Genomic DNA, 23,060 nt, shown 5'->3' with positions numbered 1-23,060 from the left:
GGTGTTGGACCGACATTGGATGCACTAAAAATAAACAAAAACAAAGGAGCCAAATTAGGTACCCCTCATAAATTGACGAGAGAACAAAGCAAGTAGCTGAGTCCAGATGTAGATGCCAAGGCCCATCTCAAGGGCATATGTCCAAGTAGCAAGGGCACTGGAAAACTCCACATACGGATCCGAAGTTACCAACGCTGAGATGCTAATATACATATACCCAAGTATACTGTGCACGGGTACACTAGAAAGAAGTCCTAAGAGATCATATACCGCATATATGATGGATCCTAGGAGCCACATCACAAACCAAAGGGCAAAAGTACGTTTCCAGTTTGTTCCATATTCAGAGAATGTGTCAATGAAAATTCTCTCTCCCCAGTATGCCAATTCCCCGGTTATTTTCTTCCAAATAGAATCTGAGTTCCTGGACTTTTTTCTGTTGTTCTCTCGTCTAGATCGCATTTCCAAAACAAAATATTTGTCGGCCTTTTCAGGATTCCCATTTGCATCATAGTTACGTCTAGCCAGCCCATATATACTCGTTCGTATCCATGCAGGAGTGGTATCCGATAAACCAATCTTGTTCTTTGTTTTCAATACTATATCCCCACCGGCGTATACTTTCGATGCTTCAAACCCTTTATTGGAGTTATTTTTCGGGCAGATGTCATAGTTTATAATCTCAAAGTTGTCCCGTATATTCACCTTTTTCATTAGAAACTTTTCAAAAATTGAATTGTGGTTAGATCCAACAAACCGTAGATTCCCTACCTCAACATTGAAAATAACCAACTCCCCAATATTCAGATTTTCTACTTCCATGTCTCCCAGTATCTCAGTAGTATTTCCAGAGTACAAATCTCCTTGTATTTTAAGCCGTCTGATATATGGGGTGTCAACGGCATCTTCAGGCCTAGAGAGTCGGATATTATGTGCCCGCAAGTTAGTCAAAACAACCTCACTAAAGTTCTTTCTAGGTCGAAATATCAAATCCCCTTTGCATTGGAGGGAATCGATTTCTAACTTTGAATCCATGCTAAACATACCAATTCTCATTTCATTTTGATAAGGTTTTAGTTCAACATATGCGTCCTTTAGATCCAAAAGGATATTTTTGTCATTTCTACTGTTACTATTTCCTAACGCAATATCGATGTTCCTAAGGGAGATGCTCTCAATCTCCTCGGAGTTAATAAATAACTTGCCAATTCTGCTGTTCTCTATAACAAGAGTTTTTACGGCATTTTTAGTTATGTACAATGTATCCACTTCTACGTCAGTCAAAATTAGTTTGTCTATCGGGGACTCATTACATTCTATATGGAATTCCTTAATATGAAAACCACTAACAGTAATGCTTTTTGCGTCCACATCAATAATATTCAGGGTTTCAAATGCCGGAGTGATATTCCGTCCGTGTGTTTTCCTACCTTTTAAAACAATAGCTGAGATGTTCTTAAGATCTTTAAACTCTATTTTTGTTGTTCGATCCCCTTTATTAAGTACAGTCCTCACCCCTAGTAGTTCAATTCTCCGTTCAGTTCCAACTCCTGTTATGTGCTCTAAGATAATGGAACTCACATTAAAGTTGTCCATCTTGATATAATCTAATATCATCTGTTCTAAAGAAAATTTACCGATATCCGCATTCTCAACATTGAAAACTATGGGAACATTGATATTATACAAACTCACACTATTAAGAGTGCTAATGTTCGTTATGTTAACCCTAAATCTCTTCTCTGTAGAGCCATAGTGCAATTTAGTTACAGAAAATTTCTTCAGTGAAATATGTGACATGCTAACAATTGAATCTTTATCTTCATCAATGTTGGCTTCAATAAATATTTCACGAATATCAAGATGTGGATCAGACAATCTGATATCAAATGATTCTTCAAACTCACCAGATACTTTAAGTTCCCCACCTTCCACCATAACTCCAGATATATTCTCACAGTCTCCAGCCAACAATTTTGTAACCATCGTATCATTGATCCTAATCACTACAACCACCTCCCTGATGAATAGAGCAATATTTTCAACAACCAAAAGAATATAAATACGTAATGGCCATAGAAGTATTCGGTGGTGAGGAAATATTACCGGTAAAATAGAAGTTATAGACAATACAAAAAAACCATTATCCGAGTACATTGAGAAAGAACTACTGAAAAGTCAAAACGCTAAATTCGCTGTTGGCTACTTTTATCTTAGTGGATGGGATCTTATTGATGAGGGAATACCCCCAACAGCCCAGCAGGATTTTTTAAAGTTGGTGATTGGTAATTCCCTTGATGTGGACACTATCATTTCAAAAGATGAATTTAAATTAAAATTCTTAGAGGAGATTTCTAGGCACTCACGTTCAGACACTGTCGAGAACCTTTATAATCTGCTAAAAGAAGAGATTATAAAAATCCGAGCCTATACTCGAGGAAGGCTCCATTCCAAGCTATATCTCTTCAATGAAGACGATGGACCCGCAGCTATAGTGGGTTCGTCCAACCTAACAAGCGCAGGGTTGTCTAAAAACAAAGAATTAAACCTCATGCTTCGAGACGTTGAGACCATAAAAGAACTTGACAGATGGTTCGAGGAACTCTGGGAGGAAAGCGAGGATATACAAGAAGAAATCCTGGAATTAATAGAAGCAGGAAGGCGGATAGGTCTAAACTTTGGAAAGTTCGTGACCCCCAAACAGCTATTCAAGATTCTTGTATGGAAATGGTTTGATGGCATGATAGAACCCGTGGAGAAAAAGGAAGTCTTAGCTGAATTCCAACTAATAGGTGTAATAAACGCCATCAGGATTATTTCCGAATTTAATGGAGTCATAATAGCCGATTCTGTAGGTTTGGGAAAAAGCTTTATTGGAGCAACTATCATCGAAGAATATCTGAGAGGCAAACTTCCCAATTGGGATCCAAACCGCTTTGGAATTAAAAAGGAAAGAAAAGCCTTGTTGATATTACCACCCTCCCTCATCCCCCAGTGGGAGTATCTCTTTACTAGTGGAGAATACTTTTTCTCTAGAAGCGAGGGATTTTATCTAAAGCACATACCCTCTGATTCAGCCAGATTTCAGAGGTATATTATATTTCACAAAACGAAGGGAGAATTGGGAGAAATAGCCTTTCTGTCAATGGACAAATTCAGCACGTATTCTCAAGAAGAGATTATAAGCATGGGGCTCAACTACGACTATGATCTTATCCTGATAGATGAAGCCCATCGGTTGAGAAACCGTGCCACCAAGCGCTGGAAAAACGCTCGGATGTTGCGATTTAAAGACAAGTCTATCCCATATCAAAACAAGTTCATACTGCTCACTGCGACACCATTAAACAATACAATCTGGGACATATATAACCTAATAAAAGTGTTTTCTGACGACTTTTTCTCAGCATTCAAATCGAAAGGAATCGATATTACGCAGCTATTCATGGAATTCCGTGAAGCCAAGAAAAAATGGAAAGAAGACCCACTGAAATATGAAGCTCAATTACAAAGAATTGCCCAAAAGATAAAAGAAGAAGTCCTAGACAACACAATGATCCTTAGGACAAGGAAATACATTCTACAGACGTTTGGAAAAGATGGAAAGATAAAAATCGGTGAGAGAAAGCTGATTTTCCAAGATCCAAAACCAGAGAGAGTAACATACAAAGAGATATCAGGTGGTCCGTACAAGAGGTATTGGGAATTCATTAGAGTGCTCCCAGAATATTTTGAGAAACTTGAATTCGAGTACGTCAATCTTTATACCAGCGGATACATAGTCCTTGGGAGCACTCCTGAGGAAACTACCCCTGCACAAGCAGAGGAGGAGTTCATCAAGGTATCCCTATCATCAATATTAAAGCTCTTGCTGGCAAAAAGAATAGAGAGCAGCATTTTCGCTTTTGAGAGAACTCTGAACAAGATGTATGACAAGAATCGCTCTATTTACACTACTCTCAAAAGATATATTCCCAAATTAAAGGTCGCCAAAACTAATCGTGTAGAGTTTGATAGGTACGTTCTATCCCTTGGTGAAGAACTCCTCAGTGTGCTCGGAAAGAAAGATGTGGAGTCATCTCTACTAGGGGAGCTTGGAGGAGAGGCCGAAACATACAACACAAAACTCATGATACTATCAAAATTTATAGAAAAGGGTGTCCAAATTCAGCTTCCAGAGTTCAAAACCACTGAGGAACTTCTTCATTACATTCACAAAAAGCATTTAGAACAGGCCCTTATTATGGGGATAACCACGGTATCCACTAAGATAAAGTCAGATATAACTGTGATGGGGGATATCCTCTCAAAGCTCGAGGAGGTTAAGGTAAGAAAGGCTAGTTCAAACGAGCCAGAGGAATTAGGATATCTAACTGACGAAACAGAGAAGGTCCCAATATACAGTTATTACGATCCAAAACTTGAACGCCTTAAAGAAATAATTAAGACCGAATTCCTGAGAAGGAAGTACATAATCTTCACCCAGTACAAGGACACTGCAAAGTATCTTCACGCCGCCCTAAAACAATGGATACCCCATCAGGCAGTTTTACAGTACCTGATACAAGAAGGTAACAAACTAAAAATCGGTTTAGTCACCGGGGAACTAGATGTCGAGCAGAAGGAGCACATAATAAAACGCTTCGCCCCAATTGCAAACAATAGCAGGGATGTTGCTGAAAAATATGGGGAGATAGAAATCCTGATCTCCACTGATTCCCTCAGCGAGGGGGTAAACCTACAAGACGCTGATGCTGTCATTAACTATGACCTCCCATGGAATCCAATGATAATCGTTCAAAGAGTAGGAAGAGTCAGTCGCATTGGCAATGAAAAAGAAGTCATAGTGAAAAACTTCTTCCCTGCTGAGGAGATAGAGATAACCCTCGGCGTCCTTTCCAAGTTGAAGGAAAAGATAAAGGACATAACGATACTTGTGGGAAAAGAGTTCCAGATATTAAGCTCGGATGAAGATGTAAGCCTAGAAACTTTTGGAGAGAAATTGAAGAGCTTAGCCGAACTTAGCCTGAGTCAACTGGAAGAGACGTCTCAGTCAGAGGAATTCAAGTTGATAAAAGGAGGCATGCCCAAGGATGTAGTTGAGGAGTTTGAACTGCTGGATTACATTCAGAACGAATTGGGGCTTACTAAAAAGGATTTCGAGGAAATAAAAGACCTTCTTCACTTCAATCGTCCATTGTATACATTTTTGAATACCAAGAAACTGTTCGGGGTTGTTGAGATACATCAAGGGAAAAGGGTAACCGGGAAAAAAGTTCTAGTCGTAGATGAAAAGGGAGTGTCAGAAATGGGGTGTACTGCACTAAAACAATTGTGGCATGAACCCGGCACCCTTAAACCCCCTAACTTGTTAACCCTTGAAGAGCAGTTGAACGCACTCCATAGATACTCTAAGAACACCCTACTCGCCAGGCATTCAAAAGGATCCCCACTCAAAGGATTTATCGCGGAGATTTACAGAACCCTTGAACAACACACCGTCCAAGCAATATTGACAAAAGATGTGACTCCTGAGAGAATTAAGCTAGCCAAAACGTATCTTTCAATGGCCGAACTGTCCACATCAGAGATTAAAGAACTAAAGGAGCACCTGCTAAGAACTGGGGGGCTCAAAACAAGGGGCAAAAAACTCGTCCTGGCGGATTTTCCCAAACTTGTGAATGGAATCATAGAGTATTTTGACCGTTTCCACTCAAATATTACTGACAAAAATGTTTCATACAAGTTAATTGGGTGGTGGACATGATGAGAAGGAACCATGAAATTGTATGGAAAGACTTCCTCAACTACAAGACTCTCAAAGAGAAACTCAATGACTTGGGGTATCCAGAACTTGATAATGTTAAAATAGTCTGGCAGACGTGGTACAGAAAATATAGCGAGAAGGACATACCCCCCGGAGATGAAGTGTGGTTCCGACTGAGGTCTCTGGATATAGACCCAGTTGAAGACAGGGATAGAATACTTATCATAAAGAATTGTGAAGACAGTTACAGAGACTGTGTGAGTTACCTTAAGACCATCTTAAATCGTGAAACCATAGGGCTTGTTGATCCAGATGAGGACTACAGGGAGCTTATAGAAAGTATTAGACTACTTTCTAAGGAAGAGCTAAGAAGAACTAGCTTGCCGGGACGGCCTCAGTACGCCATCGTTTTTTCAGAGAGGGGACTAACATTCATAGGGCCCTCCGCCACACAGACCATTGACACCCTCGTAAAATCTCCGGACAAAATCTCAAAGGCATTTCAGGAGAAACTCAAGAATTTGGCCCGTTCACTTAGCAGACCAGAGAAGTACGTTGTCGTCTCGATAGATAAGCTAGCTGACAAGTCTGTGGCAAAGAATTACTTCCCCAAGGTGTGGCAAGAGATATTCGATAGAAGGGATATCATAGAGGAGTTCTTCCAGCTCTTTAAGCTTGCACGGGATTATATGTACCGAGAACTCCAAGGAATAACCGACGATACAGAAAAACGTCAATTTGTCGACGAGCTCATGCTCCAACTCTTGATCGTCTGGTATCTCCAGTCAAAGGGATTCCTTCCTGAAGGGAATGAACAGCCATACCTCATTAAAAAGTTCCTCGAAGTGAAAGACCAAGGGGAGTATTCCTACTTCGAATTCCTCAAGAGGCTGTTTAATGTCATGATGGGCAACGTTGAAGACTGCAAATTAGGAGATGATGGAGCGTTCGCAGAGTGTCCTGACCTCGGAAGAGTTTTCATAACCGGCCCAGCGCCCTTCCTGACCTCCCTTGAAAAAATCGAACAGGTTAGGATACCAAACAAAGTCTTTTACTTTTTCACGGAAGACGGCATAAAACAGGGACTGAATTATCTGATAACGGTCAATCCCATGAGGAGTAGGGGAAACAAAAATCTCCTGGAGAGTATGCTCCAGGAGGAGCTAAACGAGGGAGGTGTACCCGTTCTGGCTATTTTTGAAAGTAGGGATTGGACTGTAGAAGGTGTCGAGGGAGAGATCGATAGATACGTTATTGGAGCAATATTCGAGAAGCTCCTTGATCCTGAAGCCAGAAAGGGCCAGGGGGCGTATTACACGCCCGAAGAGATAACCAAGTACATTGCAGAGAACACCATAAAACCCTACCTAGTGGATAAACTAAACCATGAGTTCAAGACGGAGTACCAGACACTGGATGAGTTCTTCAATGAGGAACTAGAAAAAACTAACAGAGACTTAAAAGAAAAGCAGTATGAGTTCCTCTTCAACGAACTGAGGAATCTAAAGATACTGGACCCAGCGGTTGGCAGCGGCCATTTTCTTGAGAGCGCCATTGAAGTACTAGTTGACATATACAAACAGATACGAAATGCGGTCCTTGACTATAGCTTTGACGAGTCGAAGTTCACCATAACTACAGCCGATAAAAAAGGAGGGCTCGTTAATATTCCCATAACAAAACTTAGAGCAGGCGACGAATTCAACTTGAAGATTATGTTTTATGTGATAATCTCCCGTAACATCTATGGAGTCGACATTGATCCAAGAGCCGTCAGCCTAGCGAGGGCAAGGCTCTTCCTGACGCTGGCAGAGAGCTTCGATCCAAGCGGCGTCTACATCAGGTTCCCCAATGTTCACTTCAATATACGGCCCGGAAACAGTTTGATAGGATTCACCACGATTGAGGAACTCCAGACCCTCCTAACAAAGGAGGAGAAGAACAAACTGGATAGATGGCTTACTTTCAACAAACGTTCCTCTGGGAAGGGCCCTTCCAGGGTCAACCTATCTCTGAGTGCAGATACAAAAGAGTACATAGAATCTATCGAGGAGAAACTCAACCCAACACAGGACCGGAGTATAGACGACGAACTGAAAAAACTGAAGGTAAATTTGAACACCCAGCTTACCGAGGATCTCATGAGACGCTTCCTAAGGCTAAAGAGCAGGTTAGCTGAAATACTACTCGTATCACTGGACACCAAGTATGCACAGGAAATAATCAGACTGCTTGAGGAGATGACAGGTGCAGTAAACGATAACCTCAACCATGAGTTTGCGGAAAGTCTAGTTAAAATTTTGAGAGAAAAAGGAGGCAAGAAGAGCAAGATAACAAGCGATCAGCTTAAGGAGCTCTTGGACGACCTCTCAAAGGTAGGCTCCTTCCACTGGCCTTGGGAGTTCCCAGAGGTGTTCTTGAGGGAAAGTCCCGGGTTTGATGTGGTGATTGGAAACCCGCCATATGGGAATATCTTAGATGATATAGAGCTAAAAATTATCAGTTTCGATCCAGGATACAGGTGGAAAACATTTAAGAGAGATAAGGCCCGCAAAGGATCAAAAAATGCAGCCACTATATTTGTAGAAAGGTCTTATAGTCTTATACGCGAAAACGGACGGTTTGGTATGATTCTACCAAATTCCATAGAGAGAATTCCAGAATTTGCCAAAATAAGAAGTGCTCTACTTAATGAAGTGCGAGTATATGAAATTGTAGATGAAGGATTTCCGTTTAGTGGTGCTAATTTGGAGATGGCCACAATCTTCTACGTGAAGCAAAAACTAAACAGAAATTATCCCGTGAGGTGCATAAGTCGCAAAATAAACGGAGAGTGGATTTTTGAAAAGTATAAAGCACAAGAATTAGGATATTTCCCCCTATATTATGATGAGGTATATGATTACATATTATCACTCAGTGATATTCAATTTGGGGGTATTAAGGCCATACAAGGGCGTCCACGTAAGGCTGATTACATACAAGGGCAAGGCATAAGATGCATTTCAGCAAAAGTGATAGACCCATACCTTTTGAAACTAGATAAAGACACTCACAGAATTGTAAGCCCAACTTTCAATTATATCGATTCCGAATACGAAAAGCAACTGCTTATAACCCCATATTTCTTTGGAACGGATTTAGAGTCATTAAAGAAGAACGTCCTCGAAGTTGCGATTAAACCTACTGGGTTTATTACGGACGGAACTGCTATACTATTGATCCCATTAAAGGCCGAATACTTCTTCTATTATCAGATCCTGCTTAATTCCAAGTTGTGTAATTATGTTGTCAAGAGATACATATTGAATTATAGTATCCGAGATATAACAATAAGAGACTCGACAATATCACGCATCCCAATTAGACATCCAAAGGATAGTGGTGTTTTCACAATATTGGCTACATATCTAAATTTCTATTTCCAAGTATCATATAAGAAACCACAACAAACAGTTCCGGTAGAAGGAACCTTATTGAAGAAATTGTGCGATTCTCTAATCTACGAACTCTACTTCAAGGAAAAATTCTACCAAGACGGCTTATACCCTCAACCAGAAGAGTATCTTCTACAAGCAGTCTCAAAGCATCTAAAAGCAATAAACTATGATCGGTGGGCCGAACTTTACTGGAAAAAGCAAATCGAGGGACAACTGACAGTTAGCGAAGAAAAAGAACTTATGGAGTTAGAAAAAGAGAATATGAAAACAATTGAAAAGGTCTACAAGCGTCTCAAAGAGGACAAGGAAATAGTGAGTTGGATCGAGAAAATAAAATCCCACGAATGGGTGAAGAGAATTGAGAACGGTTTTTAGTGCTATCCGGCGATTTCAGGGCCCACTTTAATCTTTCTTTCAATACCTTCTCCACTCTCTGATATACACATTTTCCTTTAAGATTACCCCTTCATTCAAGGGTTGTGATAGTCACTCTCCATTAGCCACCAAAGAGAAAAGACAAACCTGCCCTTGATATTTCCTCCAAAATTCGACAGACATCAATGTCGTACTCATCCCGTAATGTATTTAGTACCCTCCTCACCTCCTCAGCTTTTAGAAACCTGCCATCAATGTATATCTCAAGTTCATCGCAGGAGTCACTATAGACCTCAAGAAGCCCCAGCGGTGTCGGCAGGACAAGGGTTGCCCCGGGGCCCTCCACCAAAGGAGAATTCACAGGGCGTACTTCTCTAGGTTCAATGAGCAGTGAAAGGAGAACGAGCCGTTTACCCCTGCCTTCAACCCTCATTATAATCCGTTCCACCCGCGAAGGGTCCGTTGCATCAATAATCTCTTGTGGGTTGATGTTCTCGGAGTGATGAAGCTCTAGCGTCGTATCTTTATACGTCATGAAAGTGACGTATTCGTATACGGAGACTTCAGCAGGCTGAAATTTCATCTCCCCACCATCTTTAAAGAGGAGAACGACCTCAGGGGATCTGGAAGAGCCTCCGAACCATTCCCCAAACTCTTCCATAACATCACCAACCAATCTTTGAGTTTTGGAGATTATAAACATGAACCACACAACAAAAGGCTAATATCCTCAGAAACAAATTTACAATGGTGATGAAGATGACTCACTGGCTCTGCATCACCAACCGCGACAACTGGGAGGTTGTCAAAAAGAGGAACGTCTGGGGTGTGGCGAGGAGGCACAAAAACACCATCGCCAAGTTGAGCTCGGAGATAAGCTCGTCTTTTACGTAAAACAGGAGCGGAAGGACAAGGAAGTTCTTGAGCCGAAAATCGTCGGTATCTTTGAAGTTGTGAGCAAGCCATACACCGACTCAAGCAAGATATTCAAGAGCCCGCCACACCTCAATGAGACATACCCCCTGAGAATCAAGATTAAGCCCGTAAAGTTCGGTGAGGTTGAGTTCAAGCCTCTCATTCCAAAACTCAACTTCATTACGAATAAGAAAAAGTGGAGCGGCCACTTGATGGGCAAGGCGATGAGAGAAATTCCCGAGGAGGACTACAGGCTCATCGAAGGCCTGCTTTGATCCCATCATCCAGCAAACAGCCCAAATTTTGATTATCCTTGTTCTTTTTTAGAGAATTAACCGAGCCCCGCTTAAAAGTTAAAGAAAGAACTCAATTGAACCCAATCTGCTTGAGGAGCTCCACGACCCTGTTGAAGGGCTCGGCGAGAACCTCCTCGTCCCAGAACTCGTCGGGAACGGCCATCTTGGCGTGAACCTTGCCCCTATCCTCGTACAGGAGCAGGTGGCATGGGGCGACCATGCCGATCTCCTCGTTCCTCTTCCAGAGCTCATAGAAGATTTTAGCGTTGCAGAGGCCGAGTGTCTTGTACTTCGGCATGTCAATGCCGAGCTTGTTCTTCACGACAGCAGTGAAGTCCTGCTCCCAAACAACGGCGAAACCGGCCTGCGGGAGGGCCTCCTTCACCTTGGCCTCGGCCTCATCGAAAGACCCATTAAACACTAACCTGGCCTCAATCATTTAATACACCCCCATCTGCCCCGTTAAATCCAGGTACTACATTTTATCCAGGGTATTAAGCTGACGGGCAGAAGAGAGTGGAGATTTCTAAATTTATAAATTTTTCGTGTAAGTTTATTGTCTTAGCAGAATAAAAATTTATTACCATAACACAAATTAACATGATCCTCCTCCACTAGCCGGGCAATATGGTTTAATATCGAAACAAATAGCACATGATTAAGTTCGACATCCACATCTAAGAAAGATTCACCAAAAGTTCGTAGCTCTCTTTAAATTTGAACATGCGCGAGTACAATCAGTCTTTTGAACTGTTTCACACTTATTCTGGCGTTTGGAGGGCGCCTTGAGAGAGCGAAACGCTATAGAGTGACCAATTGGGAAGTAAACCCACCTAAGAATCAAGCACGTCAGAATTACACGCCATCTTTCCCTCAAAGTTGAACCCCGAGAAAGTCCCCCCTTAAAGTTGCCATTAAGAGTGCATCCAACCAAAAAACGACCATTGAATTCAGAGATTGTTACTACAAAAGAACCCCCTGGATAAGAATCACGAAATCGGATCAAACTTTGCGCAGGCAAAGTTTCTTATGGGGCCAGGGCCGGGATTTGAACCCGGGCTAGGGGATCCACAGTCCCCTGTGCTAACCAGGCTACACCACCCTGGCCATTTCCAGCTAAACCTTTTGGGTTAGCTTTATAAAGTTTTCGACAGAAGGGGCTGAAAGAGGAAGCTGAGACCTTTTACTTACCCCAACCCCCGCTTAACGACGCTTTCGCGGGAATTAAGAATCGTCCGGAGGTTTCGACATGAAAGCCAAACGCGAAGCCCTTGTGAGCCTCTTCACGGCTATGAGGGAAGGAAAGGTGGACGAGGATATAATAGAGCTGCTCCTGCTCATCAACTCGATAAAGGGAATCTACACGACCTCCTCCTGCTCCGGCAGAATTGGCATAATGGAGGAACCCGACCTCGGGGCCAAACCCCTCGCGAGGTGGTTGATAAAGGTCCACAGGCCGATGGAGTTCGAGGAGGCAAGGGAGGCCCTGAGAAACGCAGAAAAGGGTATCATATTCCTCAAGAGCCAGCCGCCCATATTCCACGTCGTCGCCGAGGACGTGGAGAGGGCAAAGAAGCTCCACGAGCTCGGTTTGGCCTCGGGCTTCAAGTACACCACCTTCAAGGTCGTCTCGAAGCGCTATCTAGTGGAGATAAACGCCACGGAGTACCTGACGGCACCGCTCGGCAGGGATGGAAGGATACTCGTGGACGATGAGTACCTCCGTTTCGCAGTCGACCTCGGCAACAACATGCTGAGACGGAGCAAAGGGCGGCTTCCCCGGCTCGAGGAGAAATTCAGGGCACTGCGGGAGGAGCTCGGCGAGGACGAACTGTTCTACGAGCTGGCGAGGGAGTTTGGTGTTGGAAACCTTTAAAAGTGATGGCCCGTCACTAGTGATGGGGTGTTCACTTTGTTCAGCACGCGCCCGATAAGGGATGAAAGAAACCTTCATGGGAGAGCTCACAGGAAAGCAGTTATGGAACTCGAAAAAGTCGTTGATGAAGGCGACTTTGTGGCAATTCTGGGTTCAAGGAGAGTTGGAAAAACCAGCGTCATCAACGTCTTCCTCAACAAGCACCGCTCGAAATATAACTACCTTTATTATGACCTGGCCTTTGGGATGGGGCGTGAGGCAATAAGTTACACAGAACTCGTCCCCGTTTCGACAAACATACCAGAAGAGCTTGAATACTCCGCCACGCTAAATCTCGGGATTGTGAAAATGGACGTTAAACCGAAGGGAATTGCCGAGTTTCAGAATGCGTTTCTGAACCTCCTCAGGCACCTGAACAGGTCGGGAAAGAAAACTGTGATTGTGTTTGACGAGGCCCAAGTTCTCCCAAGGTTTGCACCGCTGAACATGCTCGGCATGCTCCAAACGATTTCGGACGGCTTCGAGAACGTGACAGTGATTCTTTCTGGCTCGATGCCAGGCCTGCTGGAGAGGATAATAAACCCCTCCGGAGAAAAGCCCTTCTTCGCGAGATACGTTGAGAAGATTCACATCTCCCGGTGGACGGTTGAGGAAAGCGTTGAATACCTGAGAAAGGGCCTTTCAGATGCCCCAGAGGAGGAGCTTTACGAAGCCGCCAGGGAGCTTTCAAACGTTCCGGGCTTCTTGGCGTATTACGGCAAGCTGAGAATCAAGGGAAATTCTCACGGGGCAGCGCTAACAACTGCCCTTCATCACGCGGTCAAGCTTTGGAAGAAGGATTTAAGAGACTTCATCAGGATATACCGGTCTCCCGCGTATATAATTGCTCTGAAAAGGGTTGCCAAGGGGCCCTCGTATGGTGTGACGACCGAGGAAATCGTTACTGAGATAACATCCGTCGTGGGAATCTCTGAGAGAAGGGCAAAGGAAGTTCTCAAGAACCTCGTTGATGGCGGATTTTTGATAAAACCAAAGCGAGGCGTTTACCAGATTCCAGAGCGCCCCTTACGGCAAGCGATTCTCGAAACAAGAGTGGAAGAAATTGGGAGCCCCGTTTAATAACTTTGTCTTACCTCATCTCGTTCCACTCCGGGTTTCCATATTTCTCCTCCACCAGCCTCTCGGCGAGCTCGAGCTCATAGTCGGTGAGCCCACCCTCCTCAGGCTCAAAGGCACTGAAGAAGCTCTCCTTGAGCAGCTCGTAGGCCTCCCAGCGGCTCAGATTTATGCCCTCGCGCTCCAGGGTGGTTACCCTCTCCCAGATGCTCGAAACGCCCTTGTCGGCGAGCTTGGCCTTGGAGACCCTGAGAACCCTTCCGAGCACCTCAACGCGCGTGGAATACATGAACGTGCCGTGCTGCAGGATGACCCCCTTCCGCCTCGTCTGTGCGGAGCCACTGATTTTTTTCCCGTTGGCAACGATGTCGTTCAGGCCCGAAAAGCCAGCCTCAAGGCCGAGCTCTTTCAGCGCATCAACCAGCGGGCCGGCTAAATAGCGGTAGCTGCTCTCAACGTTCCTGAGCATTGGGTGGTAGTCCTCGCCGACAACAACGGAGTAGGTTACCTCACCGTATTCGTCGTGGAACACCGAGCCGCCGCCGGTAATCCTGCGGACGACGGGGATTCCGAGCTTCCGTGCCTCGTCGAGGTTGACGTCGTGGACAACGCTCTGGAAGCGGCCTATGGTTACCGAGCTCGGCGAGAAGGCGTACAGCCTGACCGTGTCGGGAACCTTCCCCTCGATCCTGGCCCTCATTATAGCCTCATCTATGGCCATCTGAACCTCGGGTCTTGCGACGATGAGCGGGATGAACCTCATGGCACCACCAGAGTTAAAAAGTTCGGAGTGTTTTTAAGCCCAGCGATGATGACGCCCAAGCCCTTCCGAGGGGACGATGAGGAGAGCGGTCACCACTGAGCGGATAGAAACTTTGCCTTCGCAAAGTTTCATCAAAGTTCGTGATTCCTTCATGAAGATCTCTTGAGAAGGGTTTCTTTTTTCTGTTTGTTTAATTTGTGGAACCTCTACCAACGCTCGTTTTTGATAGGGGTTTGCTTTTTGGACAAGCACCCTTCGGGCGCTGGGAATAGAAAACCCCCTCAACAGGCCAATTATGAAGCAGTTCCCAAAAAAGCCCCCAAGTCAAGTAAACCCCAAAATTAACCAGACAAACTCAATACGAATCACGACCCCCACAAGAGAAGCAGATAAGCTTCACCAAAAGTTCGTAGATCCTTTCAAGGCTCCGTATGCAGTGGATTTCGCTAGTCACAGAAGCTAAAATGGGAGCCCATTACAAACTTTCAATACCACCAAGGGGTTTTCTTTCGGACGCCCTTCGTGCGTCTATTTAGGCAACCCCAATCAAAGAGGCCATTTTTCAGAAGGCTCAGGAGAAAAACAGCCAGATATTGGAAATCAACACCCCAAAGAAGAAGGTAAAAAGGAGCTACGAACTTTGATCAAACTTTGCGCCAGCAAAGTTCTGGGGGTGTGGGGGCGTAGCCCCCCGGAGGATTAAGGAGTAAGGAAGGTGGGGAACGTAGTTTCCCAGATTTTTAGAGAAAAACGGGGTTGTGGGGCGAAGCCCCACTCCGGGGGTTTGAGAGTACAGGAAGCTTTTGGAAAAAGCTTCACCAAAAGAGTCCCTTTCTATTAAATTGAAGAGGAAGGCTAAAGCGTGCACTCTAAAACTCCCCATTGAAGAGGGGATTTAACAACAAAACCAGCTCTTGAACAGTTTCACATGTATTCTGGCGTCCTTCGGACGCCTTGAGAAGAGTGAAACACTGCAAGAGTGCCAGTTAAAAGTAATCCCAAGAAAAGAGAAGGAGAGTCTAGTTGCACGCCATCTTTCCGCCAGCGCTTGCGCAAGCAAGGGCTGTTGGTCAGGGGCCGATTAGTTCCTCATCGCACCGCTCGGCCACCTACCCTCACATCATCCCAGGCCCAGGTTCTCCCTGATTTCAAGGGGAATGAGGCCTATCTTCGGGAGCACCAGCAGGGCCTTGTCCTCGACGGCGTAGGCCGGGACGCACGGCACCATACCGTAGGGGGTCGGGTATTCGGGGTCGGGGGCCCAGTTGTTGTCGCCCCAGGTGAGGAAGCACTTCTCGGTCTTACCGCCGAGGTTCACCTCGCTTATCCCCCTGACGCGGTGGATGATGGGATACTCATAGCCGGGACGCTTGTAGACGATGACGTCGTTGATGTGGACATCGTCGATGTTCTCCTCGCTTATGCCCTCCAGCAGGACGACGTCCCCGCGGTAGAAGACGGGCTCCATCGAGCCGCTGACGACTATAACGAGGGGGGAGTCGGTGTGGAGCGCAACCTTAAGGCCGAACTGAAAGATGAAGACAACTATGACAGCTATCAGCACCCATGCTAGATCCTTTTTCCACCCGTCCTCCATCTCAGAGCCTCCATGAGGGTGCTTATCCTCGCGGGAATGGCACCGATGGCGGTGCACGTTTCGAGGCTCACCCTTTTTCCAGTTATGTCCATGTGGTAGCGGGCGGTCTTAAAGATTTCCTTGGGGAGGCCGTGCCGCCCGAGGCCCACCAGGAGAAGAAAGCTCTCACCGCGGAGAGCACGTTCGGCGAGCTCAATGGGCGTTAGTTCTTTCCCATCACTTGGCTTCCTGGTGGTGGCAACGGGTGTTCCGAACTGCGGCGGAAAACCCCGCCTGGGAAAGTCCAGAAGGTGGAAGCGGTTCCCCTCCGCCAGTTCCATGAGGTACCTGCCGCCCTCGCCTATCGTAGTGTGGCCGCTTATCTCCTCCGCCACATCGATAGGCCTGCCCTCGAAGGGAAAGCCCACCAGGGCCAGATGAAAGCCGTAGGCATAAGCTATAGGCCCCGCTCGAGCTATGGCGCGCAGGTGGGCCTCGTGGAGCCTCTTGGGGTCGTAGGTGTTGTACAGGGCTATCGTCAGCATTGCCATGGGCGATGTAACCAACAAACCTTTATAAGGATTTAGAACGAATTAAAAAGTTAGTATGGCGACGCGAGAAGAAATAGAAATGCTCATTCAGAGGGGGTACTACGATGAGGCCCTCTCGAAGATCGGGGAGTTAAGCGACCCCATAGACAAGGTGGAACTTCTCACGGACCTGGCCATAGCCATCCACCGCCGCGGTGGGCCGGAGGAATGGATACCAGGAACCATAGAGGACGCCATGTACATAGCCAAGAAACTGAAGGATCCGGCCCAGAAGGCCGTGGCGTACTCCATCATCGCTTCCGCCCTCGGGATAATCGGCTACGAGGAGGACGCGGCGGATTTCTTCGGCAGGGCGCTGGATGCGACCGACAGCATAAAGAATCCAATAGAGAAGGGCACCGTCCTCTCAACCCTCGCGTATCATCTGGCCATCGGCGGCTATCCCGAGAGCGCCCTCGACGTTTTCAACGTCGCCTTTGATACAATAATTGGAGCTGAGATGAGCTACCCCCACAAGGTGGACGGGATAATAAGGATAGGAGAGCTAATGGAGAAGGCGGGAGACGCGCTCCCATCCGGCAAGGCCCTGGAGTTCTACAGGATGGCGTTCGACATATTCGACAAACTCCACGTCAACCAGAGGGCGGCGGTCGTTGAGAAGAAGATAGAGCTGGTGAACACGGTCCACGAGGTGGGGCTTCCGGAGGTCAGGGAGTCCCTGCTGGAAGGAAGGTACCACTACGCACTCGCACTCATAGAGAAGAAGTACAGCGGGGTTGCAAGGCTCATCGGTGAACTCGAGGTCGCGCTCTGGATGAAGCGCATGAACAACCTTGAGTACATGGACGTCGTGGACGGCGCCTTCAAGAGGTGTGAAAACCCCATATTAACCGAAGCTAACGTTCAGAGGATAGCGAGGCTCCTGACCGAACTCGGAAGCCTGAAGAGGGCCCTGGAGTTCGCGAGGGAGATAAAGGATATCCACAAGAGGAGCGAGGCGCTTAAGGCCATCGCCGTGGAACTGGCCAAGAGGCATGAGTTTGAAGATGCGAGGAGGCTGGTCGAGAGCATCCCCGATCCCGGGGTGAAGGCGGAGGCGCTCACCGAGATAGTGACGATGGAAGAGAGCACCTGAGGTGTCGCCATGATATTCGACGCTCACTCGGACCTTCCGACGCTCATCCACGACGAGAGGCTGAACGGAAGGAGCCTCGTGCTGGAGAGGAACTTCGAGAGGTTCTTCGGTCCCCGGGTTAGGGCCAGGGTTATGGCCATCTGGACGCGGCCGGAGAGAAGGGGAGACGCAACGGCCTACGGTTTTGAGGTTCTGAACTCCCTGCTGAAGGACATCGGGGAGAGCGAGCGCTTTGAGCTGGTCACAACCGTCGATGGAATGAAAAAGGCGATCGGGGACGGAAAGGTCGCCCTGTGGCTCGGCCTTGAGGGCGGGGAGCCGATAGGAGAGAGCCTTGATCTGCTGGAGCTCTTCCACCGCCTCGGCCTGAGGGTTCTGACGCTCACCTGGAGTCTGAGGAACGCCATAGCTGACGGGGTCTTTGAGAGAACCGGCGGCGGACTGACGAATTTCGGCGTTGAAGTCGTCGGAAAGGCCGAGGAGCTGGGGATAGTCATCGATCTGAGTCACATAAACGAGGCCGGCTTCTGGGACACCCTCGACGTGACGGCGTTTCCGGTCATAGCGTCGCACTCCAACGCGAGGAGGCTGTGCGACCATCCAAGAAACCTAACGGACGAGCAGATAAAGGCGATAGCGGAGAGGGACGGCATTATAGGTGCAGTCGCCATCCCGAGCTTTATCCACAGAGAGCAGCCGACGCTGGAGAGGTACGTGGAGCACATAACGTACATGGTCGATCTGGCAGGCTACCGCCACGTTGGGCTCGGCTTCGATTTCGTTTACTACCTCCGCGGCTGGAGCGGGAGGAGCGTTGAAGGCTTCGAGGACGAATCGAGGATACCAAACCTGATAGAGAGGCTCTCGGAGACCCTCAGCGAGAAAGAAGTCGAGGCGGTGACCTTCGAAAACTTCGAGCGCGTTTTTGAGCGGGTCGTGGGTTAGGTTTTTAACGATTTCTTCAAACTCTCCTATGGGGAGCGAGAATGGGAACAAAGATAATCGCTGTTTATGAGAACGGCGTTTTGAGGCCCAAGAACAGGCTTGATCTTCCAGCCGGTACGGAGGTTGAGCTGGTAATCCTGCCATCCTTAAAAGGACTCATGAAGCTCTTCGAAGGAGTGGACGTTAGGGGAGACGTGGAGAGCGCCCTCAAAGAGGCCAGGGAGAGGAAATTATGGGAGTAGTTCTAGATTCATCGGTTGTCCTCAAGGCGCTCCTACCTCCTCCCAGAAATCTCAAGGGGGAGATACTCAAAAGGGAGCTTGAAACCCACGAGAAGTGCCGGTTCGTACTGGAGAGGATAGAGGAGGAAAGGATTGAAACTCACTCACCAGCCGTAATCGTTGTTGAAGTAGCCGGGGTCATCAGAAGGATCACCGGAGACGAATACAGGGCATCGATTGCCAGTGACACCATCGAGAACAACTTCATACTTCACTATGATGCAGAGATCCTAGAAAAAGCCAGAGAGGTCGCCACTCTTACCGGGGCTTCTGGATTTGATGCGTATTTTATAGCCACCGCACGTCTTCTGAGCCTTCCGCTGATAACTGATGACAAAGGAATGCATCTCAGAGCCAGAGAATTGGGCATAGACTCCATCCTGGTGCGGGAGAAATCCATCAAAGAAATAGAACGCACCCTCGGGTGATACCATGGAGACCCTGTATTTTCTAACCGTGAGGGAAGCCAGGAGACTGCTCCTTTCAGGGGGAACCGTTAAGCTCAACCTTGACCTGAGGAAAACCAACAGGACATGGGGGATAAGGCGAGAGGGCGATGAGTTCGTCTTCCCCGACAGGACGAGGGTCAAGAAGGGAGTGATCGAGAGGATCGCGAGGGACGAGGGCAGCGTTTACTTCGTCAAAAGCGGCGGCGTCTACAAGGCGGCAATAGCCGGTGAGGGCTACTACAAGCTCGTCCCGACGATTCCGCCGACGATTGAGATAAACGGCATTAGAATGCACCGCACGAAGGAGGTAAACCCCCTCCAGGACACGAGGAACAAGGTGAACGCGGTGAAGCCAAAGGAGGGGGAAACGGTTCTTGACACCTGCATGGGGCTCGGCTACACGGCGATAGAAGCCTCGAAGCGCGGGGCTTACGTCATAACCATCGAGAAGGACCCCAACGTGCTCGAGCTCGCCAGGATAAACCCCTGGAGCAGGGAGCTGTTCACCGGCGGAAAGGTGCAGGTGATTCAGGGCGATGCCTTCGAGGTCGTGAAGAGGTTCAAGCCGGAGAGCTTCGACGTCGTAATCCACGACCCGCCGCGCTTCTCTTTGGCGGGCCAGCTATACTCCGAGGAGTTCTACCGCGAGCTGTTCAGGGTTCTCAAACCCGGCGGAAGACTCTTCCACTACGTCGGCAACCCCGGGAAGAAATACCGCAGAAAGGACCTCCAGAAGGGGGTCATGGAGCGCCTGAGGAGGGCAGGCTTCGTTGGAGTTAAGCGCGTCGAGGAAGCGCTGGGAGTTGTGGGGAGAAAACCCGAAAAGGGAAGAGAGAAGGATTAAATCCCCCCGACCTCCTCCATCTCCTCGAAGGCTTCCAGATTGGTGTAGTAGTCCATGAGCTCCGAGATTTCCTTTCTGAGCCTGAAGCTCCTGACTATCGCTATTCCAAAGCCTATTATCGACGGCCAGGCCAGGAGGAGCAGTAGCTTTGCGTCGCTGATCGGTATCGGCCTCGGGTCGGTGAAGCGGTTGAAGTTCCATATCATGAAGGCTATCATCAGCCATGCCGTTGAGAAATTGGTAAGCCCGCTGCCGCTCTCGCCGAGCTTGAAGCCCGGAACGACGTCCTTGGTTATCGGCGGGAGCAGGTTGCTTCCCATGAAGCCGAGCTGGTCCTCGAAGACGTGGAGCCACTGACCTATCATCGAAGCGAGTGCCAACTCTGTCGCGTGCTCGTAGCCAATCAGCTTGAAGAAAGCGAAGACGACGAGGCCTATTATAATGCCCATCGTGAGCGAGTGGCTGAAGCCGTGGTGCCAGGGCAGGAACCTGTCCTTGACGACGGTCTTGCCCTTGAACTCAGCCCTTCTGAAGGCTATCTCCGGGCCGGAGAATGAATCAATCCTCGTCGGCTTTGGATAGGTCTTGATGAAGGGAACGCTAACCTTCGCTATCCCGTACTTCCTGTACTCGGGAACGTCGCCGCCTATTGCAACGCCACCTGGCGTCACTATCGGCCCCATCTCGACCCTGACCTCCCTCCTGGGCGGGTCGAGGTGAACCCAGAAGCGCCTGTAAACGTCTCCAGGGAGGCGAATGTTGTGTATCTTGACTATCCTCTCGCCCTCGCGGTAGGCCTCCTCTATCGCCTTCGCTATGGTGTCAGCTATGCCCTGCGGGTGCGGGGCGTCGCTGACGACGAGCTTGAGCGAACCGTCCTCCTCCACATCAACGTAGCCAAAGACGAGCATCTCCCTGCCTTCCTCGATCTTCCCGAACTCCTCCTCGAAGAACTCGTAGTCATCTCCAAAGGCCTCGACGGTTATCTTCCCGGTTCCGTCGTTGAGCGTGAAGACTATGCTGTTGTAGCTCTCCGTGACGGTCTCCTCGCTTCCGTCCTCGCGGAGAACCCTGTAGGAGACCTTCCCTGAACCCCTCGCCAGTATCTCCTCGACCTTCCCCTCGATGGCAAAGAACTGGTAGCGGTTCTCCCCGCTCAGCTCGCTGATTTTAACGAGCTTGGGCGCGTAGTGCTTCTTCTCGTCCCAGGGGGCGGGGTCTATCTCGTAGTCCCTTCTCGCCAGGAACTTCCCGAACTTGAAGTCCACGAAGTCGGGGAAGTAGGCGGCGGCAGCCGCTATGACCGGAATGAGTATGCCGAGCCTTAGATCACCGACGAGGGCGGCGAAGAAGGTCGCCGCCGCGAGGCCCGAGATGTAGTGGGTGAACCCTCTCATCTTCCATCACCCCAGTCCGAGCAGGTGCATGAAGTAGCCCGTGTGGCCCGTCATGCTGATGAGCACGGGCAGTATAAGTCCGCCGAGACAGTAGCTCCTCCTGGTGTTGAACGCTGCTGCCATCATTCCTATCGCCGTCGAGACGAAGAGCACCGCCAGCCCCATCGGGCCGGTGAGGAGGTAGCTTATGGCCACCAGCGTCACTGCAACCACGTAGGAGAGCTTCTTGATGTGGACGACGTTGAAGCTGTTGGCTAGGAACCTGGAGAGGTAGTAGGTGAAGATGAAGCTTATCCCCGCGCTGAGCAGGATGACACCTATCGCGGCCAGATACTCCGCGTAGCTCTTGGGGGTGTAGATTGAGCTGACGAGCCACGCCGCCGCTCCCCTCGTGAGCCTCAGCTGGGGCAGGAATAGGAGCGTGAAGGCCCCGACGTAGTAGATGACCCTGTTCACACCCTGGCTTATGATGAAGGCATCGTCACCGCGCTGACTGGTCATGTGACCCGCAACGAGAGCACCCATTCCGCCGGTGATTATGGGGTAAACTGCCGCTATCGTTCCTCCCAGCGCTCCGCCGAAGCTGGCCTTGAGGGTGTTGTAGAGGCTACTCTCAACCCTGTCGTCGGGAACCTGCTCGAGCATCGGCGGGTTGGAGAGTATGTTGAGTATCACCCACGACATTCCGAAGAAGCCGATGAACATCGGCGTGAGCCTCGTGTAGGCGCTCGTCGTCGGCAGGAGATTGGTGTTCATAACGATGAAGCCCAGTATTCCCGAGAGGAAGAACACCAGGATTCCGCCGAGTATCTGCCTCCAGGCCAACCAGAGCCTTTCGGCAGGCGTTTTTCCGCGGTCTCCTTCCTTGGGCCACTCGCTCATGAACATGAAGACCACTATGGCCACCAGGAAGTAGGTTATGTAGGGGCTGGTCGCCTGGTAAATCGGCGGCAGCACCTTCGGGAATATGAAGAGCGCCCCAAGCACGAGGACGAGTGTTCCTGCAACCGCGCCGATGAGGTATAACAGGACTGCCTCATGTCCCCTGCCGAGGAGGAGGTAGCGCTGGGTTGGAAAGAGGAGGAACACCGCGCTCTCGTCGGCGACGCTGAAGTAGACGCTGGAAATCGCGCTCACGTAGGCGTACGCCACTATTGCCCCGATGGCGAAGAAGGGGAAGGCCTGGACGGGCATCAGCTCGCCGACACCGAAGACTGCCACCAGTAGGGCCATTATGTTGAATATGTGGAAGCCCGGAATCCAGGAGATGAAGGAGCCAAAGAGCACCCCCGCGAGGGACCAGATTAAAAGGTCTGAAAGGGGAACCATGGCCA

General features: G+C 48.5%; 17 protein-coding genes, 1 tRNA gene and 1 pseudogene. 10 read left to right on the top strand and 9 right to left on the bottom strand.

The genetic code is table 11. The features are described 5' to 3' along the window. Positions 1 to 54 precede the first annotated feature (54 nt). A complete protein-coding gene (locus tag GQS_RS07775; protein ID WP_014013136.1) occupies positions 55 to 2,007 on the bottom strand; it encodes a hypothetical protein in 1,953 nt (650 codons plus the stop codon). A gap of 292 nt (positions 2,008 to 2,299) precedes the next feature. Between GQS_RS07775 and GQS_RS07770 the strand changes: the two genes are divergently transcribed. After that, positions 2,300 to 5,767: a helicase-related protein gene (locus tag GQS_RS07770; RefSeq protein WP_014013135.1), complete on the top strand. Its 3,468-nt coding sequence runs from the start codon at positions 2,300 to 2,302 to the stop codon at positions 5,765 to 5,767. After that, the gene (locus GQS_RS07765; RefSeq protein WP_014013134.1) at positions 5,764 to 9,582 is read left to right on the top strand and encodes an Eco57I restriction-modification methylase domain-containing protein; all 3,819 of its coding nucleotides are present in this window, start codon (positions 5,764 to 5,766) and stop codon (positions 9,580 to 9,582) included. Before GQS_RS07770 ends, GQS_RS07765 begins: the two co-directional genes overlap by 4 nt. 121 nt (positions 9,583 to 9,703) lie before the next feature. Here GQS_RS07765 and GQS_RS07760 read toward each other — a convergent pair whose 3' ends face one another. Next, positions 9,704 to 10,243 carry a hypothetical protein gene (locus GQS_RS07760; protein WP_014013133.1) on the bottom strand — a complete coding sequence of 180 codons (540 nt, stop codon included), beginning with the start codon at positions 10,241 to 10,243 and terminating at the stop codon, positions 9,704 to 9,706. Between the two features lie 98 nt (positions 10,244 to 10,341). Here GQS_RS07760 and GQS_RS07755 point away from each other — a divergent pair. Continuing rightward, positions 10,342 to 10,772: pseudogene (locus GQS_RS07755) on the top strand (EVE domain-containing protein). Between the two features lie 91 nt (positions 10,773 to 10,863). Here GQS_RS07755 and GQS_RS07750 read toward each other — a convergent pair. Both GQS_RS07750 and GQS_RS07745 read right to left on the bottom strand, forming a co-directional pair. After that, positions 10,864 to 11,232 carry a DUF302 domain-containing protein gene (locus GQS_RS07750; protein ID WP_014013132.1) on the bottom strand — a complete coding sequence of 123 codons (369 nt, stop codon included), beginning with the start codon at positions 11,230 to 11,232 and terminating at the stop codon, positions 10,864 to 10,866. A gap of 591 nt (positions 11,233 to 11,823) precedes the next feature. Next, positions 11,824 to 11,900: transfer RNA gene (locus GQS_RS07745), tRNA-His, on the bottom strand. 142 nt (positions 11,901 to 12,042) lie between these two features. On the opposite strand from GQS_RS07745, the gene GQS_RS07740 reads away from it, so the two are divergent. Further along, positions 12,043 to 12,669 carry a hypothetical protein gene (locus GQS_RS07740; RefSeq protein WP_014013131.1) on the top strand — a complete coding sequence of 209 codons (627 nt, stop codon included), beginning with the start codon at positions 12,043 to 12,045 and terminating at the stop codon, positions 12,667 to 12,669. Positions 12,670 to 12,705: 36 nt separating this feature from the next. Further along, positions 12,706 to 13,788, top strand: coding sequence for an ATP-binding protein (locus tag GQS_RS07735; RefSeq protein WP_014013130.1), 1,083 nt, complete (start codon positions 12,706 to 12,708; stop codon positions 13,786 to 13,788). 10 nt (positions 13,789 to 13,798) lie between these two features. On the opposite strand, the gene GQS_RS07730 is transcribed toward GQS_RS07735, so the two are convergent. The 3 genes from GQS_RS07730 to GQS_RS07720 form a co-directional block, all read right to left on the bottom strand. Then, on the bottom strand, positions 13,799 to 14,548 hold the full coding sequence (locus GQS_RS07730) for a biotin/lipoate A/B protein ligase family protein (protein WP_014013129.1): 750 nt from the start codon (positions 14,546 to 14,548) through the stop codon (positions 13,799 to 13,801). Between the two features lie 1,120 nt (positions 14,549 to 15,668). Further along, positions 15,669 to 16,145, bottom strand: coding sequence for a signal peptidase I (locus tag GQS_RS07725; protein ID WP_014013128.1), 477 nt, complete (start codon positions 16,143 to 16,145; stop codon positions 15,669 to 15,671). Then, entirely contained in the window at positions 16,118 to 16,669 is a 552-nt protein-coding gene (locus GQS_RS07720) for a DUF531 domain-containing protein (RefSeq protein WP_048056657.1), read from the bottom strand. The genes GQS_RS07725 and GQS_RS07720 overlap by 28 nt, the downstream gene beginning before the upstream one ends. A gap of 61 nt (positions 16,670 to 16,730) precedes the next feature. Between GQS_RS07720 and GQS_RS07715 the strand changes: the two genes are divergently transcribed. From GQS_RS07715 to GQS_RS07695, 5 genes are read left to right on the top strand one after another with little or no spacing between them, the layout of a single operon-like run. Then, complete coding sequence (locus tag GQS_RS07715; protein WP_238515736.1) at positions 16,731 to 17,810, top strand: hypothetical protein; 1,080 nt, start codon at positions 16,731 to 16,733, stop codon at positions 17,808 to 17,810. 9 nt (positions 17,811 to 17,819) lie between these two features. Next, the gene (locus GQS_RS07710) at positions 17,820 to 18,755 is read left to right on the top strand and encodes a dipeptidase (RefSeq protein WP_014013125.1); all 936 of its coding nucleotides are present in this window, start codon (positions 17,820 to 17,822) and stop codon (positions 18,753 to 18,755) included. 41 nt (positions 18,756 to 18,796) lie between these two features. Next, positions 18,797 to 18,997: an antitoxin family protein gene (locus GQS_RS07705; RefSeq protein ID WP_014013124.1), complete on the top strand. Its 201-nt coding sequence runs from the start codon at positions 18,797 to 18,799 to the stop codon at positions 18,995 to 18,997. Beyond that, entirely contained in the window at positions 18,988 to 19,464 is a 477-nt protein-coding gene (locus GQS_RS07700) for a type II toxin-antitoxin system VapC family toxin (protein WP_014013123.1), read from the top strand. Before GQS_RS07705 ends, GQS_RS07700 begins: the two co-directional genes overlap by 10 nt. A 4-nt stretch (positions 19,465 to 19,468) precedes the next feature. Further along, positions 19,469 to 20,329 (top strand): methyltransferase domain-containing protein, encoded by an 861-nt coding sequence (locus tag GQS_RS07695; protein ID WP_014013122.1) that lies wholly within the window; start codon positions 19,469 to 19,471, stop codon positions 20,327 to 20,329. Here the strand turns inward: GQS_RS07695 and GQS_RS07690 are convergent. Next, on the bottom strand, positions 20,326 to 21,726 hold the full coding sequence (locus tag GQS_RS07690; RefSeq protein WP_014013121.1) for a metal-dependent hydrolase: 1,401 nt from the start codon (positions 21,724 to 21,726) through the stop codon (positions 20,326 to 20,328). The genes GQS_RS07695 and GQS_RS07690 overlap by 4 nt on opposite strands. Before the next feature lie 6 nt (positions 21,727 to 21,732). Continuing rightward, complete coding sequence (locus GQS_RS07685) at positions 21,733 to 23,055, bottom strand: tripartite tricarboxylate transporter permease (protein ID WP_014013120.1); 1,323 nt, start codon at positions 23,053 to 23,055, stop codon at positions 21,733 to 21,735. Positions 23,056 to 23,060 lie beyond the last annotated feature (5 nt).

It is taken from the genome of Thermococcus sp. 4557 (assembly GCF_000221185.1).
GTDB lineage: Archaea > Methanobacteriota_B > Thermococci > Thermococcales > Thermococcaceae > Thermococcus.
Note: the sequence above shows the minus strand (reverse complement) of the source record. Positions and strands in the feature narration are given on the sequence as shown.

Excerpts from the sequence above, each read along its gene's own strand:
- GQS_RS07765 (WP_014013134.1), top strand. The coding sequence starts at position 5,764 with ATGATGAGAAGGAACCATGAAATTGTATGGAAAGACTTCCTCAACTAC.
- GQS_RS07760 (WP_014013133.1), bottom strand. The coding sequence starts at position 10,243 with ATGGAAGAGTTTGGGGAATGGTTCGGAGGCTCTTCCAGATCCCCTGAG.
- GQS_RS07750 (WP_014013132.1), bottom strand. The coding sequence starts at position 11,232 with ATGATTGAGGCCAGGTTAGTGTTTAATGGGTCTTTCGATGAGGCCGAG.
- GQS_RS07740 (WP_014013131.1), top strand. The coding sequence starts at position 12,043 with ATGAAAGCCAAACGCGAAGCCCTTGTGAGCCTCTTCACGGCTATGAGG.
- GQS_RS07730 (WP_014013129.1), bottom strand. The coding sequence starts at position 14,548 with ATGAGGTTCATCCCGCTCATCGTCGCAAGACCCGAGGTTCAGATGGCC.
- GQS_RS07725 (WP_014013128.1), bottom strand. The coding sequence starts at position 16,145 with ATGGAGGACGGGTGGAAAAAGGATCTAGCATGGGTGCTGATAGCTGTC.
- GQS_RS07720 (WP_048056657.1), bottom strand. The coding sequence starts at position 16,669 with ATGCTGACGATAGCCCTGTACAACACCTACGACCCCAAGAGGCTCCAC.
- GQS_RS07715 (WP_238515736.1), top strand. The coding sequence starts at position 16,731 with ATGGCGACGCGAGAAGAAATAGAAATGCTCATTCAGAGGGGGTACTAC.
- GQS_RS07710 (WP_014013125.1), top strand. The coding sequence starts at position 17,820 with ATGATATTCGACGCTCACTCGGACCTTCCGACGCTCATCCACGACGAG.
- GQS_RS07705 (WP_014013124.1), top strand. The coding sequence starts at position 18,797 with ATGGGAACAAAGATAATCGCTGTTTATGAGAACGGCGTTTTGAGGCCC.
- GQS_RS07700 (WP_014013123.1), top strand. The coding sequence starts at position 18,988 with ATGGGAGTAGTTCTAGATTCATCGGTTGTCCTCAAGGCGCTCCTACCT.
- GQS_RS07695 (WP_014013122.1), top strand. The coding sequence starts at position 19,469 with ATGGAGACCCTGTATTTTCTAACCGTGAGGGAAGCCAGGAGACTGCTC.
- GQS_RS07690 (WP_014013121.1), bottom strand. The coding sequence starts at position 21,726 with ATGAGAGGGTTCACCCACTACATCTCGGGCCTCGCGGCGGCGACCTTC.
- GQS_RS07685 (WP_014013120.1), bottom strand. The coding sequence starts at position 23,055 with ATGGTTCCCCTTTCAGACCTTTTAATCTGGTCCCTCGCGGGGGTGCTC.